The sequence below is a fragment of the Streptomyces sclerotialus genome, assembly GCF_040907265.1.
Taxonomy (GTDB): domain Bacteria; phylum Actinomycetota; class Actinomycetes; order Streptomycetales; family Streptomycetaceae; genus Streptomyces; species Streptomyces sclerotialus.
In genome coordinates, this window is record NZ_JBFOHP010000002.1 from 6,084,721 (window position 1) to 6,098,176 (window position 13,456).

The window sequence follows — 13,456 nt, forward strand, 5'->3', positions numbered from 1 at the left end:
CACCGCCCCCGGTGTTCGTTCCACGTCACCCGGCGGCGGGCCTGCGCCCCATCCACGAGGCGAATTCGTCGGGATCACCGCCGAAGCCGCGGACCCCGCGCACGAGCTGCCACTCGCCGTCCTCGTCCCGCACGAATTCCGCGACCACCGCGGCGGTGGAGTCGGCGACCGCACCGAAGTCGTCCTCCGCCAGCACGTCATAGCCCTCGAGGATGCGGACCAGCGTGTTCGGTATGTCGCCGAAGGTACGCTTCCCGTTCCGCTGCTGAATGGCGACACCCACCACCACCCGGCCGTACCGGTCCGCCAGCCGCGAGAACTCCAGCGTCATCGCCTCGTCCACACCGAAACCCTGCCCGGTCCTGCTGTCCCGGTTCAGCGTGATGGTCCCGTCGGGGGAGCGCTGGTCGAAGTGCACGAGGTAGTCGGGCTCGCCGCACACGGAGTCCTTGAGGTACGTCGCGGCGATGATGTCGAGGTCGTTGGCGGGCTCACCCTGGGGGCTCGGGTCCCATTTCAGCGTGACCTCGGCCTTGTCGATCCCCTTGTTGAGACTGCTCACCAGACTTCCCTTCCTCGGACCTGGGCACCGTTCCCGGAGCTGCCCGCCTGCCGCCGGTGTTCCGGTGGGGACCGCTCCGGTGGCCAAACACCGGCTGCTTCCCCAGACTTACCCAACCTGCTGCTTCACATGAGTCACCCATGCTGCCACGGCGGTGCGACACGCAGTGCGTTCATTTGCCCGGAGCGTAACGGCCGTCACTGACAACCGCCGGGCGCGCGGCGGGAATCGGGTCGTACGCCGGAGCCCGGAACCGGCACGCGCGCCGGAACTGCGGGTGCAGGGCGCGTGAGTTGAGGTGCGCGTTCTGTGACGCGTAGTAACACGAGGGACACAAGGGGCCGTACGATGGCGCGGTGCTGGTCAAGTGGATTCGCTGCACCGTCGTGGACCGCCGGGGGTTCGAACGGGGGCAGCGCAAATGGGCGGGGCTGCCCGGGGAGCCGGGCTTTCGGGGGCAGGGAGGCGGCTGGAGCCGTACCCGGCCCGGCGTGGCGCACCTCGTGGCTTTCTGGGAGAGCAGAGCGTTCTACGACTCGTTCATGGCGAGATCGCACGACCGCCTGGCCGCCGCCCAGATCGGCACGTACAAGAACAGCCAGACCCGCCTCTTCGAGCACGAGCTGGACGTCAAGGTCGGCTTCCGCCCCGTTTTCGCGGACGCCGACGTCCTGCGGCTCGCGTACTGCCAGGTCAAGCAGGACCGGGTCGATCACTACAAGCTGATGCAGGAGAAGGTCTGGAACCCCGCCATGGCGGGCTCCCCAGGGATGCTGCGCGGCCTGCTGGGGCGCGCCCCGGGGGAGGAGTTCCTGGTCCTGTCGCTGTGGCAGTCGGCCGCCGAGCGCGGCAAGTACCGCCCCGAGCGCATCGAACGGCTCGCTCTGCGGGCCCAGATGGCCGCGGACATCGCGGGGGTCACCGGGGACGTGGTGGACCTGGAGCCGTCCTGGACGGTGTGAGACACGCGTGCCGACGGACACGGGTGCGCGCTCCGGCGCCGTACTCCCTGGATGCCGTTCAGCCGCCCGCCCGGTAGCCGGCGTCGCCGAGCGCCCGATGGGCCAGCTCCAGCACCGTCGCGGTGACCTGCCCCATGTCGAGGTCGCCCCCCTCGGCGATGAGGTCGTCGAGGAGCCCGTCGGCCGCGTGATGGACCATCCGGAACGCGAGCCGCGCATCGCGCGCCTGAAAGGCACCGGCCTCCGCACCTTCCGCCACGAAGGCACACATCAGGTCGATGACGCGTCGGTTGGCCTGTTTGCACAACTCCAGCGCGGGGGCGTTCGCCGACCCGTACACGATGCGGTGCAGCTCCGCGTTGCGTACGGCGTACTTCGCCGCACTGGTGATCACCGTCGCCTCGGTCGGCGGCCTGGAGCCGGTCCGCTGCTTGCCGGGGTGCTCGTCCGGCGGAATTCGTGATCAGCCGCTCGTCGTGAACGCTCCGGCGTGTGCCGCTGCCAGCGTGACGGCCACCGCCTGCTCGGCCGCCGTCCCGTCGAGTCCCTCGCGCGTGATGAACAGCCGGAGGAAGAGCGGTGCCGCGGCGGCGCGCACCAGCGCACCGCCGTCGACGGCCGATCGCGGGCCGGACAGCTCACCGCGGTCGACGGCCCGGTCCACGATCACTTCGCAGCGTGCGAATCGTTCGGCGTAGTACGCGCGGAGCGCCTGCGCGGCCTGCTCGGACTGGAAGGCGGCGGCGATGACGGCAGAGCTGGGCGCGGCGGTTCCGGGATCGGCGAACGAGCGCACCACCTCCATCGCGAGCGCGCGAAGGTCGCCTTCGAGCGTGCCGGTGTCGGGCGGCGTCCAGCTGTCCTCGCCGGCCAGGCCGAGCGTGTCGACGAGCAGCCCGTCGACCCCGCCCCAGCGGCGGTACAGCGTCGTCTTGTGCACGCCGGAGTGTTCGGCGACGTACTCGACGGTCAGTCCGGGGTAGCCGTGCTCGGCGAGCCCGGCCAGCACGGCGTCGCGGACGGCCGCGCGCGTGCGGGCGGTACGTCCGCCGGGCCGCCGGGTGCCAGGCCGGCCGGTGCCGACGTCGTGCCCGGCTCCGGACGGTCCGTTTTCCACAGGCAAAAGCTACTCCAGTTGCGTCAGTCGACGAGGCGTGTCACCATCGGCAGCGTAACGCGACAGTAGTTGCGTTACGTTCCGGGTCGATCGGCTGTCCGGCCGATCGGCCGACCAGTGCGGCCTCGGGGGAGGCAGCAATGCCCGCTCACATTCTCCGGACGTCTCTCATCGTCCTCACCACTCTGACCATCCTGTTCTCCTTACTCTCTCTGCTCTCCTCGTTCGCGTGGCTGCCCGTGCTTCGCGGTCGGGCGGCCGCGCTTCCCGCAGGCCCCCGCGCCCGCGGCGGGACAGGGGGCCGCGAGCGGTGGCGCTCCGGGCGGGTGCCGTCGCCGCGTTTTAGGCTGGCGGCATGGCACGCCCCCGACGCATCGTCCTCATCAGACACGGAGAGTCCGACGGAAATATCGACGACACGGTGTACGAGCGGGAGCCGGACCACGCCCTGAGCCTGACCGAGCGCGGCATCAAGCAGGCCGAGGAGGCCGGCGAGCGGCTGCGGGCCATGTTCGGGGACGAGCGAATATCCGCGTACGTCTCTCCGTACCGTCGCACGCACCAGACGTTCCGGGCGCTCGGCCTGGACGAGAACCTGGTCCGGGTGCGCGAGGAGCCGCGGCTGCGCGAGCAGGACTGGGGAAACTGGCAGGACCGGGACGACGTACGGCTCCAGAAGGCCTACCGCGACGCCTACGGCCACTTCTTCTACCGCTTCGCCCAGGGTGAGTCGGGGGCGGACGTCTACGACCGCGTCGGGGCGTTCCTGGAGAGCCTGTGGCGCAGCTTCGAGGCCCCCGATCACCCGCCGAACGTCCTGATCGTCACGCACGGGCTGACCATGCGGCTGTTCTGCATGAGGTGGTTCCACTGGACCGTCGCCGAATTCGAGTCGCTCTCCAATCCGCACAACGCGGATCACCGCACCCTGCTGCTCGGGCCGGACGGGCGGTACCGCCTGGACCGGCCGTTCGAGAGCTGGTGCACACCGCAGTCGTACGGCGCCAGCGGTTAGAGTGCACTCGATGACCGCCGATCACCGTGACGCACAGCGCTTCGCGCGGGCCCTGGAGAGCCTGCGGGGGCTCGCCGTGGGCGACGCCCTGGGTTCCCAGTTCTTCGTGCCCGCCCATTACCCCGCGCTCAAGCGCCGCGCACTGCCGCCGGCTCCCTGGCGGTGGACCGACGACACCGAGATGGCCGCCTCGGTGCTGACCGTGCTGACCGAGCACGGCCGCATCGACCAGGACGCCCTCGCCCGCTCCTTCGCCGAGCGCCACGACGAGGACCGGGCGTACGGCCCCGCCGTGGACCGTCTGCTCCGGCAGGTGCGGGACGGCCGGGACTGGCGCGAGCTGGCGTCGGCGCTCTTCAACGGCCAGGGGTCGTGGGGCAACGGTGCCGCGATGCGCATCGCCCCGCTCGGTGCCTGGTACGCCGACGATCCCGAGCAGGCCACCCACCAGGCGGAGATCTCCGCGTACGTCACCCACCAGCACCGTGAGGCGGTCGTCGGGACGATGGCGGTCGCGGCCGCCGCCGCGCTCGTCGCCGACCCGGGCCGCGCCGCAGGTCCCGAAGCGCTGCTCGACGCCGTCGTGGAACTCATCCCGCGCAGCGCCGTCCAGGCGGGGCTGCGCCGCGCCCGCGACATGCTCGACTACGGCGACGCCGGCACCGTCGCCGCGGTGCTCGGCTGCGGCCGGCGCACCACGGCGCACGACACCGTGCCGTTCGCCCTGTGGGCCGCCGCGCGGAACCTCGGCAGCTACGAGCAGGCGTTCTGGACCACCGCCCACGCGGGCGGCGATGTGGACACCACCTGCGCGATCGTCGGAGGCATCGTGGCGGCCGGCCCGACAGGCGCGCCGCCGCAGGAGTGGCTGGCCCACACCGAGGACCTCCCTTCCTGGATGCCGGCCGGACCCTCCTGACGCTCGTGCGGCGTACCCTTGACAGTCCCGGCGCCACCGGGGCCTCGGGCACGCTGTCCGGTGACCGGCGCCGAGGGAACCGGCCCGCACCGCCGGAGACCTCCGGGTCTCCGGGCCCGGTGACCGCGCCGGTGACAACGAGGAGAACCGGCGACACAAGGACCGCGGCACCACGGTCCTCGTGATCGCCCGCTGAAAGCCAAGGGCATGCGTACGAAGTACCAGGGGCCGTCGCGGGAAGGCTCCGAGCGCCCCGTTCCGGGCGGTGAGGACACCGGCCGTGCGGGACGAATCGCACGAGAGGCACCCGCGGTGCGAAGCGGCTGCGGGCGGGGGCGTACTCTGTCTGGCGCCATGCCCTACGAGCCCCCAACTCACACCGTCGAGCGATCGCTGCGCGCCACGACCGGCGCCAAGATCATCGCAGGAGTGGACGAGGTCGGGCGCGGAGCCTGGGCCGGCCCGGTGAGCGTCTGCGCCGCCGTGACCGGACTGCGCCGCCCGCCCGCCGGACTCACCGACTCCAAGCTGCTGACCCCCAAGCGTCGCGACGAACTCGCCGCCGTGCTGAGCGACTGGGTCACCTGTCACGCCCTCGGCCACGCCAGTCCCGAGGAGATCGACGACCTGGGCATGACCGCCGCCCTGCGGCTGGCCGCCGTCCGCGCGCTGGAGGCCCTTCCGGTCCGGCCCGACGCGGTCATCCTCGACGGCAAGCACGACTACCTCGGCGCCCCTTGGAGGGTCCGTACGGTCATCAAGGGCGACCAGTCCTGCGTCGCCGTCGCCGCCGCCTCCGTCATCGCGAAGGTGAAGCGCGACACGATGATGGCCGAACTGGGCCTGGAACACGAGCACTTCGGCTTCGCGGACAACGCCGGTTACCCCTCACCGGTGCACCGCGCGGCCCTGGAGGAGTGGGGCCCGACCCCACATCACAGGGTGTCGTGGTCCTACATGGACGCCCTGCCCCGCTGGCAGCACCTGAAGAAGGTGCGTGTCACCCCCGAAGCAGCCGCTCTGGAGGCCGGTGGCCAACTCGGCTTCGACTTCTGAGCGGTACGGATGTGAATCCGGTACCCCCTGACATGTCCCGTACCTACGTTTGATAGACATCACTTCATGCCTCTCATCCCCGAGGAGCCTCAGATTCACGAGAGTGTCCCGGGTCCCCGCGCAACTCCGGCCGCCGGCCGCACCGCGTCGACCCCCCGTCCCGTACCTGGTCCCGGTCCCCGCCCCGCGCCTCCGCGCGGCGCCCCCGCGGCCAGCGCCCGTCCCGGCAAGCCCGGCCCCTCCCGCGGACCGGCCGCCGCCCCGCCCCCGCAGCGCACGGCTCCCAAGCCGGCCGCGCCGGGTGCCGCCGCTGCCGAAGCGCAGCTGCAGCTGATCCCCGCGCCGGCCGAGGGTGCCGTCGATGCCGCCGACGAGGCGGTCGACCTGCTGCTGGACTCCGGACGCGCCCCGAACGAGGTGCTCGTCCTGACCACCGGCGACCAGCACCCCTGGGCCACGCACGAGCTGTCCTTCGGCGAGGCGTCCTACTGGGCGCAGCACGACGCCGCGGACGACGTGTTCTACGCGGATGCCGGTGCCGAGCGCGCCAAGGGCCGTCCCGTGGTGGTCGTCGCGGTCAACGGCGGCTCGGACGACGCGGTCGCCAAGGCCCTGCCCGCCGCCATGGCCCGGGCCGGCGCCCTGCTGATCGTCTGCGGTGACCCGCAGCGCATCAACGCCCTCATCGGCGCGAAGGCGTAAGCGAGCCGGCTCGGAGCGACCCGGCCCGGTCACCAAGGCCGCCGGGCTCGCTCCGTACCGCCCGCTGTCCTCCGGCGTTCCCGACGCCGCCGGCCGCGCCCGGTGCACCGTACGGACGTGCCTGCGGCTGTCCGGAAGCGCGGGCCGGCCGTCCGTACCGGCTCAGCGGGCGGCAGTACGCCGACGGGCCTCCACCGCTCCGCCTCCCGTGCGCCGCGGTGGCCTCGCGGGCACACCGCCGCCGTGCCGCTCATGGGTCGGCTCCGACGGCTGAGGACGCTCCGGCCGTGACCCGATGTACGGCCTCCGCCCGCCGCGGCCTTCGCCGAACACCTGCCAGCCGTCGCGGGTCAGCGTGATGTAGGCGCCGCAGCGCAGCCCGTGCAACGTGCAGGCGTCGCGCAGCCCCCACATCCAGGCGCCGTCCGCCTCCGTCCACAACGGCTCGCCGTCGCGGCAGTAGAGCAGCACGGCCGTCCGTACCGGTACGCGTAACCGCAGATCGTGCGGTATCACCCGGCGCAGCTGCGTCAGCAGCGCGTTGCGGAAGTCCCAGCCGTCGGGCGCGTCCGTACGCAGGACGAAGGACGCGCTCGCCGTCACCCGCTCCTCCGGATCGAGCACCGCGACCACGGCGGTGGACGGTCCGGGCAGATGACGGTCATGGAGACCGGTGACGATCTCACGAGGGTTGCTCAGCAAGGGGATCGCCGCCGAGGCCCACTCCGAGGGCTCCAGCATCCGGCCCAGCCGGGCGGCCGATGTGGCCGAGGAAGGCTGGGACGTGGTCAGGGGCGCAGTGATGCCGAAGGTCACGGTCCTCCCTTCGTCGACGCGGCGGCAGCCGGAGCGGCCGGGCGCACCGTCGCACCACGACACACTCCTGTTGAGCCGCGGACGGCTGGAATGGGGAAGCACTCCGATTCTCGCGGTCGTACACGCATGCGGCAATGAAAAATCCGCCGCGGTGTTCCGGAATCGACGAGTGCGTCGTCCTCATCCTTCCCGCTCAGCCGCCCGCCGAAGCGCGCACCGGCGCACGAGCCTCTTTCCGCACAGGGCGACCTCAGGGAACACGGCCCCCGTCCGCCCGCCGGCCGTCGGACCTTGCGCCGGCCCCGATGGAGCGCCTGGCTCCCGGCAGCCGGCCTCGGTCAGCCCTGCACGGCGAGCACCAGCGGCAGTACACCTCCCGCCCCCGCCCGGCGCAGCAGCCGCGCGGCCACCGCGAGCGTCCAGCCGGTCTCGGTCGAGTCGTCCACGAGGAGCACCGGGCCGCCCGCTGCGCGCAGCGCCTCGGCGAGCTGCGGTGGAACGGCCAGCGCCCCGTCGAGGGCGCGCAGCCGCTGAGCGCTGTTCGACCGCGGCAGGGGGGTGTCGCCACCGGCATCCGTGTACGCGATCGAACCCAGCAGCGGCATCCGGCCGATCTCGGCCACCCGGGCGCCGAGGGACTCGATCAGCTGCGGCCTGGTACGGGAAGCCATGGTGACGACCCCGACGGGCCGGACGGGCGCTTCCGGATCACCGCTCGCCCAGCCGCCCGGCCCCTTCGCCCAGTCGGCCAGTACGCCGACCACGGCGTCGAGCACATCGGCCGGCACGGGACCGTCCGGGGCCTGCGGCGCGAGGAGCGGCCGCAGCCGGTTGCCCCAGCCGATGTCCGAGAGCCGGCCGAGGGCCCGCCCCGCCGCGGCCTGCTCACCCGCCGGGATGCGGCCCTTGAGGTCGACACCGATCGCGGGCAGTCCCGTCGGCCACATACGACGAGGCTCGACGACGACGCCCGCCCGGCCCAGTTCACCGCGCGCCGCGTCCAGCGCCGCGGGTGACACGTCGGCGGTGAACCGCGGCCCCGCGCAGTTGTCGCAGCGGCCGCAGGGCGCCGCGCCCTCGTCGTCCAGCTGCCGCTGCAGGAACTCCATCCGGCAGCCGGCGGTCGCGGCGTACTCACGCATCGCCTGCTGTTCGGCCTCCCGCTGCCGCGCCACCCATGCGTACCGCTCCGCGTCGTACGTCCACGGCTGTCCCGTGGCGGTCCAGCCGCCCTTGACCCGCCGGACCGCGCCGTCCACGTCGAGGACCTTCAGCATCGTCTCCAGGCGGGAGCGGCGCAGCTCCACCAGAGGCTCCAGCGCGGGCAGCGACAGCGGCCTGTCGGCGTGGGCGAGCACGTCGATCGTCCGGCGCACGAGCTCCTCGGGAGGGAAGGCGATGGAGGCGAAGTACTCCCAGATCGCCTGGTCCTCCCGGCCGGGCAGCAGCAGCACCTCGGCATGCTCCACGCCACGCCCGGCACGGCCGACCTGCTGGTAGTACGCGATGGGAGAGGACGGTGAACCGAGGTGGACGACGAACCCCAGGTCGGGCTTGTCGAACCCCATACCGAGCGCGGAGGTGGCGACCAGCGCCTTGACGCGGTTGGCGAGCAGATCCTCCTCGGCCTGCTGGCGGTCCGCGTTCTCGGTCTTGCCGGTGTACGAGGCGACCGTGTGCCCGCACTGCCGCAGGAAGGCCGTCACCTCCTCGGCGGCGGCCACCGTGAGCGTGTAGATGATCCCGGAGCCCGGGAGATCGTTCAGATGCTCGGCGAGCCAGGCCATGCGGTGCGCGGCATCGGGCAGCTGGAGCACGCCCAGGCTCAGGCTCTCCCGGTCCAGCGGGCCGCGCAGGACCAGGGCGTCCGAGCTGCCGCCGGTGCCGAGCTGCTCGGCCACGTCGGCGGTCACCCGGGCATTGGCCGTAGCCGTCGTGGCCAGGACCGGGACGCCCGGCGGCAGATCGGCGAGCATCGTACGCAGCCGGCGGTAGTCGGGCCGGAAATCATGGCCCCAGTCCGAGATGCAGTGCGCCTCGTCGACCACCAGCAGACCGGTCGCAGCGGCGAGCTTGGGCAGCACCTGGTCGCGAAAGTCCGGATTGTTCAGCCGCTCCGGACTCACCAGCAGCACATCCACCTCGCCCGCCGCCACCTCGGCCTGGACGGTGTCCCACTCCTCGGTGTTGGAGGAATTGATCGTGCGCGCGCGGATGCCCGCCCGCGCGGCCGCCTCGACCTGGTTGCGCATCAGCGCCAGCAGCGGCGAGACGATCACCGTCGGGCCGCTGCCGCGCTGCCGCAGCAGCGCGGTCGCGACGAAATACACCGCCGACTTGCCCCAGCCCGTGCGCTGCACCACCAGCGCGCGGCGATGGTCGGCGACCAGCGCCTCGATCGCCCGCCACTGATCCTCGCGCAGCCGGGCGGTGCCGCCCGGATCCCCGACGAGACGGGAGAGGACGGCATCGGCCGAGGCACGCAGCTGTTCGTTGCTCATGACTCCATGCAACCCGATGCCACTGACACCGCGCGACCGGCCGCATCGTCCTGTGGACAACTCCCGTCACCCGCGAGTTATCCACAGGGGTCGCAGCGGCGCGGCGAACCACGGCACCTTCGACCCATGACCCACCACATCGAGCCGGCCAACCCGGCAGACCCCCGCCCCACCACTTCCCGGAACACCCCCGAGACCCGGGTGACCCTGCGCGGCCCCGCCGAACTCGCGGACGCTCTGCCGTACTTGCTCGGCTTCTATCCCGACGACAGCGTCGTCCTCGTCGCCCTCCACGGCGATCGCGGACGCTTCGGCGGCCGGGTCCGGCTCGGCATTCCCACCGACACCGGCCAGTGGCCCTACATCGCCGACCAGCTCGCCGACTGCCTGATCACCTCGGGCCGGGAGCGCGGTACGCCGCCCAGCGGCATCATCGCCTTCCTCTGCCAGGACCCGTCGACCGCCGAGACCGGCCGGGAAGTACGGGACCGCCTCGAACCGCTCGCCCAGCGACTGCGCATCGCCTGCGGCAGCCGGGACGTCCCCGTCATGGAAGCCCTGTGCATCTCCCACGGTCATTTCTGGTCCTACGTCTGCCCCGACGAGCGCTGCTGCCCCGCCGCCGGCACACCCCTCGCCGTGCCCGGTACGTCCGTCATGGCAGCGGCCGCCGCCTACTCCGGCGTCCAGGTCCGCGGATCGCTCAAGGAGATCGAAGCCCGGTTGTCCCCGCTGACCGGCTCCCGCGCTGTTGACCAGGTCAAAGCCCTCGACGCCGCGGCGGCCGCGCTCGTCCCGCGCATGCTCTCGACCCAGGACCCCCAAACGGTACGAGAAGAGACCCTCGCCCTCCTCACGCGCGCCCTCCACACCTTCCGCGACGACCCGCCGTCCGGCAGCCACCGCGCCAAGGACGCCTGCGACGACGCCCTCCTCAGCCATGGCGAGGCCGCCGAGATGATCCTCGGGCTCCAGGACCGCCTCACCAGGGACCGTGCCGCCGCGTGGATGGAGGGCCCGGACGCCGCGCCGGCCCTGCGGCTCTGGCGCGCGCTGGCCCGTCGCTGCCCCGACGCCTATGAAACCCATGCCGCCGCCCCGCTCACCCTGGCCGGCTGGGTCTCCTGGGCGACCGGCGACGCGGCTTCCGCCCGGGTGGCCCTGTGCCGCGCCCTCACCCTCGACCCCGACTACCTCTTCGCCCAGCTCCTCCACCGTGGCCTGGACGAAGACCTCGACCCCGAGAAACTCCGCCGCTGCCTTCGTGCCACGGCCCGCCCCGCAGCCTCTGCAGCCACCCCCGGGGCCGACACCATCCCTGGGACCGACTCCATCTCCGGGGCCGGCACCGCGCCGGAGCCGGAGCAGGCGACGAGCCGCACATCCGACACCCCCGCCGACCTGCCCACCACCGCTGACGACGAGTCCGGCAGCGGAACGACCGCCCCGCGCACCGGCCGCACACCGTTCCGCCGCCCGCGCCTCGATCGCCCTGCGGGCCCCCGAGCGCGCACCCGCCCCGCGGCCCGCCCTCACACAGGCCGCCCCCATCCGCGTACCGGTCCCACGGGAGGCCGCCGGGACGACCGGAGCCCACGATGAGCCCGCCCGAGCACGCATTCCGGCGTGACCTGCGCATCGGCCGCAGCGTTTCCCTATGTGGCGCAGACCGTCCGGAATCCCCACCCTCTCAGGGAGCACCCCCCATGGCAGGCATGTTCCCCACCACTCCGCAAACCCACCCGGCCCCCGCACGGCAACGCGCCGCGCCCCCTCCCCGGCCACCCGAGCCACAACCCGTCCACACCGCCCTGACCTGCGTCGCGCTGCCCGCGCTCGTCATCTCCTCCAGCACCCACGGGCAGCTCACCGGCAGCGGCATGGAAGGGTTCTACCTCTCCGGCAGACGTGTGCTCGCCCGCTGCGTCCTACGAGTGGCAGGCGCCCAGCCGCTCACCGTGCAGGCCAAGCAGCTGGGCGCCGACCGCGTCCGCTTCACGGGCACCATCCGTACGCCACACGATCCCGGGCCCGACCCCGGCCTCCTCGTCGAGCGCCTGCGCAATGCCGACGGCACCGAACGCATCACCCTGCACAACAACACTCCACGAGTCCTGCGCCTCCCATTGGAGATCACCTTCGCCACCGACCTCGCCGAGCTGAGCGCCGTCGCCCTCGGGCTCCCCGGGCCCGACCTGCCCGCCTCCGTCCATGACGCCGGACTGCGCTGGACCAGCGACACGGTCCACGCCACCGTCACGGCGGATCCGCCGCCGGACGACGCGCTCGCCGCTGCCGGGCTGCTCCGCTGGGGCCTGGAACTGCCACCCGGCGCCCACCGCGCCGTCGAACTGCGTATCCGCGGCGGCGCCACCGGGCCGGCGCGCCCGGCATCCACAGGCGGCGCCGTTCCCACGCACACCGGAGCGAGTGCCGCTCGCCCGCCCCGCCCTTGGTCGGCCGCCCGGCTCCGGTGCGACGACCCCCGTGCCGGAACCCTGCTCGCCACCGCGCTCGACGATCTGCACGGCCTGCTGATCCGGGACCCCTCGGTTCCTGCCGACACCGGACTCGCGGCCGGTGTGCCCTGGCGGTGCGGTCCGGCCCCGGCCGAAGCCCTGGCCGCGGCCCGCATGCTCCTCCCGCTGGGCACCAGGCTCGCCGCGAGCACCCTCCGCACCCTCGCCCGCAGCCAACATGCGGACCCAGGGCCGGATTTCGGACGAATCCCTGGCCCCTTGCGCGACGCCGGCCCGTATGCACCGCCGAGTTGTACGGGCATCGAGGCGACCCTGCTGTTCCCCGCAGTCCTCGCCGAGGCCCGTCGGTGGGGCCTGCCCGCCCCCGAAGTCGAACGGCTGCTGCCCGCCGCCGAACGATGCCTCGCCTGGCTGCGCCGTACGGCAGAGCCTGCCTCCGATGCCACGGCTCGCGCCGGGTACGTACCTGATCCGGCGCCCGCCGGTCCCTACCGCTGCGAGACGCAGGCGCACGCCCACCGTGCCGCACTGCTCGGCGCCGACCTCCTCGAAGCCTGCAACCGCCCCGGAGCCGACGCGCTCCGTGACTGGGCCGCCGAACTGCGCCGCTGCTTCCGGGAGGACTTCTGGATCGACGACCCCGGCGGTGGCCGCCCCGCTGCCCTGTGCGCGCCCGACGGGCGATCGCTCACGCGCCTCGTGTCCGGCGCCGCTCACCTCCTGGACACCGGACTGCTCGGCGGTGGGACGCACGCCCCCGGTCTGCTGGACGGCGTCCGCACGGAACAGGTCGCGAAACTGCTGAACAGCCCCGTACTGGACACCGGATGGGGGCTGCGCGGCCTCGGCAGCAAGGAGGACGGCTACAACCCCTTCGGCCACCGCAGCGGGGCGGTCCGGGTCCAGGAGACCGCCGTCGCCGCGTCGGCGCTGGCAGCCGCGGGCCGCGAAGCGGAAGCGACGTCGTTGATCAGAGGGCTGCTGGACGCCGCGGAGAGCTTCGGGTACCGCCTTCCGGAGATGTACGCGGGGCAGCAGCGCACGGGTGACGGCGCTCCCGTGCCGCATCCCACGGCCTGCCGACCGGCCGCGGTGGCGGCCGCCGGCGCGGTGTACGCCCTTCTCACCCTGGTGGGCATCCGCCCGGACGTCCCGGGCGGCACGCTCGCCGTACGGCCGTTCGCAGGCACGCCCCTGGGCGCCATGCATGTCACCGGTCTGGCCGTTGCGGAGCAGCCTTTCTCCGTACATGTCAGCAGCCGTGGCCTGGGAATGGTGGAGGAGGCGGCAGATGGCCTGCAACTGGGGGCGTGAAGCAGAGGACGG

12 protein-coding genes are annotated in these 13,456 nt (G+C 72.9%); 7 read left to right on the forward strand and 5 right to left on the reverse strand.

What is annotated here, in order from left to right:
• Positions 1 to 25 precede the first annotated feature (25 nt).
• Complete coding sequence (locus tag AAC944_RS26930; RefSeq protein WP_030618732.1) at positions 26 to 562, reverse strand: TerD family protein; 537 nt, start codon at positions 560 to 562, stop codon at positions 26 to 28.
• A 356-nt stretch (positions 563 to 918) separates the two neighbouring features.
• Between AAC944_RS26930 and AAC944_RS26935 the strand changes: the two genes are divergently transcribed.
• Positions 919 to 1,524, forward strand: a complete 606-nt coding sequence (locus AAC944_RS26935) for a YdbC family protein (RefSeq protein WP_078888735.1) — start codon at positions 919 to 921, stop codon at positions 1,522 to 1,524.
• A 58-nt stretch (positions 1,525 to 1,582) separates the two neighbouring features.
• On the opposite strand, the gene AAC944_RS26940 is transcribed toward AAC944_RS26935, so the two are convergent.
• Both AAC944_RS26940 and AAC944_RS26945 read right to left on the reverse strand, forming a co-directional pair.
• Positions 1,583 to 1,918 (reverse strand): hypothetical protein, encoded by a 336-nt coding sequence (locus tag AAC944_RS26940; protein WP_030618726.1) that lies wholly within the window; start codon positions 1,916 to 1,918, stop codon positions 1,583 to 1,585.
• A 69-nt stretch (positions 1,919 to 1,987) separates the two neighbouring features.
• The gene (locus AAC944_RS26945) at positions 1,988 to 2,641 is read right to left on the reverse strand and encodes a TetR/AcrR family transcriptional regulator (RefSeq protein WP_030618723.1); all 654 of its coding nucleotides are present in this window, start codon (positions 2,639 to 2,641) and stop codon (positions 1,988 to 1,990) included.
• Between the two features lie 355 nt (positions 2,642 to 2,996).
• On the opposite strand from AAC944_RS26945, the gene AAC944_RS26950 reads away from it, so the two are divergent.
• The 4 genes from AAC944_RS26950 (at position 2,997) to AAC944_RS26965 (ending at position 6,333) form a co-directional block, all read left to right on the forward strand.
• Positions 2,997 to 3,656, forward strand: coding sequence for a histidine phosphatase family protein (locus tag AAC944_RS26950; RefSeq protein WP_030618721.1), 660 nt, complete (start codon positions 2,997 to 2,999; stop codon positions 3,654 to 3,656).
• A gap of 10 nt (positions 3,657 to 3,666) precedes the next feature.
• The gene (locus AAC944_RS26955) at positions 3,667 to 4,575 is read left to right on the forward strand and encodes an ADP-ribosylglycohydrolase family protein (RefSeq protein ID WP_030618718.1); all 909 of its coding nucleotides are present in this window, start codon (positions 3,667 to 3,669) and stop codon (positions 4,573 to 4,575) included.
• A 354-nt stretch (positions 4,576 to 4,929) separates the two neighbouring features.
• Entirely contained in the window at positions 4,930 to 5,631 is a 702-nt protein-coding gene (rnhB, locus tag AAC944_RS26960; protein ID WP_030618716.1) for a ribonuclease HII, read from the forward strand.
• Between the two features lie 66 nt (positions 5,632 to 5,697).
• Complete coding sequence (locus tag AAC944_RS26965) at positions 5,698 to 6,333, forward strand: hypothetical protein (protein ID WP_030618711.1); 636 nt, start codon at positions 5,698 to 5,700, stop codon at positions 6,331 to 6,333.
• 162 nt (positions 6,334 to 6,495) lie between these two features.
• On the opposite strand, the gene AAC944_RS26970 is transcribed toward AAC944_RS26965, so the two are convergent.
• Complete coding sequence (locus AAC944_RS26970; protein WP_030618708.1) at positions 6,496 to 7,149, reverse strand: hypothetical protein; 654 nt, start codon at positions 7,147 to 7,149, stop codon at positions 6,496 to 6,498.
• Positions 7,150 to 7,487: 338 nt separating this feature from the next.
• On the reverse strand, positions 7,488 to 9,650 hold the full coding sequence (locus tag AAC944_RS26975) for a RecQ family ATP-dependent DNA helicase (RefSeq protein WP_030618704.1): 2,163 nt from the start codon (positions 9,648 to 9,650) through the stop codon (positions 7,488 to 7,490).
• Positions 9,651 to 9,776: 126 nt separating this feature from the next.
• On the opposite strand from AAC944_RS26975, the gene AAC944_RS26980 reads away from it, so the two are divergent.
• Positions 9,777 to 11,252 carry a DUF4192 domain-containing protein gene (locus AAC944_RS26980; protein WP_051872017.1) on the forward strand — a complete coding sequence of 492 codons (1,476 nt, stop codon included), beginning with the start codon at positions 9,777 to 9,779 and terminating at the stop codon, positions 11,250 to 11,252.
• 113 nt (positions 11,253 to 11,365) lie between these two features.
• Positions 11,366 to 13,444: a glycogen debranching N-terminal domain-containing protein gene (locus AAC944_RS26985; protein ID WP_051872039.1), complete on the forward strand. Its 2,079-nt coding sequence runs from the start codon at positions 11,366 to 11,368 to the stop codon at positions 13,442 to 13,444.
• Positions 13,445 to 13,456: the final 12 nt, after the last annotated feature.

What these genes read in the sequence shown, in the direction of transcription:
- AAC944_RS26950 (WP_030618721.1), top strand. Translation starts at nt 2,997, where the DNA reads ATGGCACGCCCCCGACGCATCGTCCTCATCAGACACGGAGAGTCCGAC.
- AAC944_RS26955 (WP_030618718.1), top strand. Translation starts at nt 3,667, where the DNA reads ATGACCGCCGATCACCGTGACGCACAGCGCTTCGCGCGGGCCCTGGAG.
- rnhB (WP_030618716.1), top strand. Translation starts at nt 4,930, where the DNA reads ATGCCCTACGAGCCCCCAACTCACACCGTCGAGCGATCGCTGCGCGCC.
- AAC944_RS26965 (WP_030618711.1), top strand. Translation starts at nt 5,698, where the DNA reads ATGCCTCTCATCCCCGAGGAGCCTCAGATTCACGAGAGTGTCCCGGGT.
- AAC944_RS26975 (WP_030618704.1), bottom strand. Translation starts at nt 9,650, where the DNA reads ATGAGCAACGAACAGCTGCGTGCCTCGGCCGATGCCGTCCTCTCCCGT.
- AAC944_RS26980 (WP_051872017.1), top strand. Translation starts at nt 9,777, where the DNA reads ATGACCCACCACATCGAGCCGGCCAACCCGGCAGACCCCCGCCCCACC.
- AAC944_RS26985 (WP_051872039.1), top strand. Translation starts at nt 11,366, where the DNA reads ATGTTCCCCACCACTCCGCAAACCCACCCGGCCCCCGCACGGCAACGC.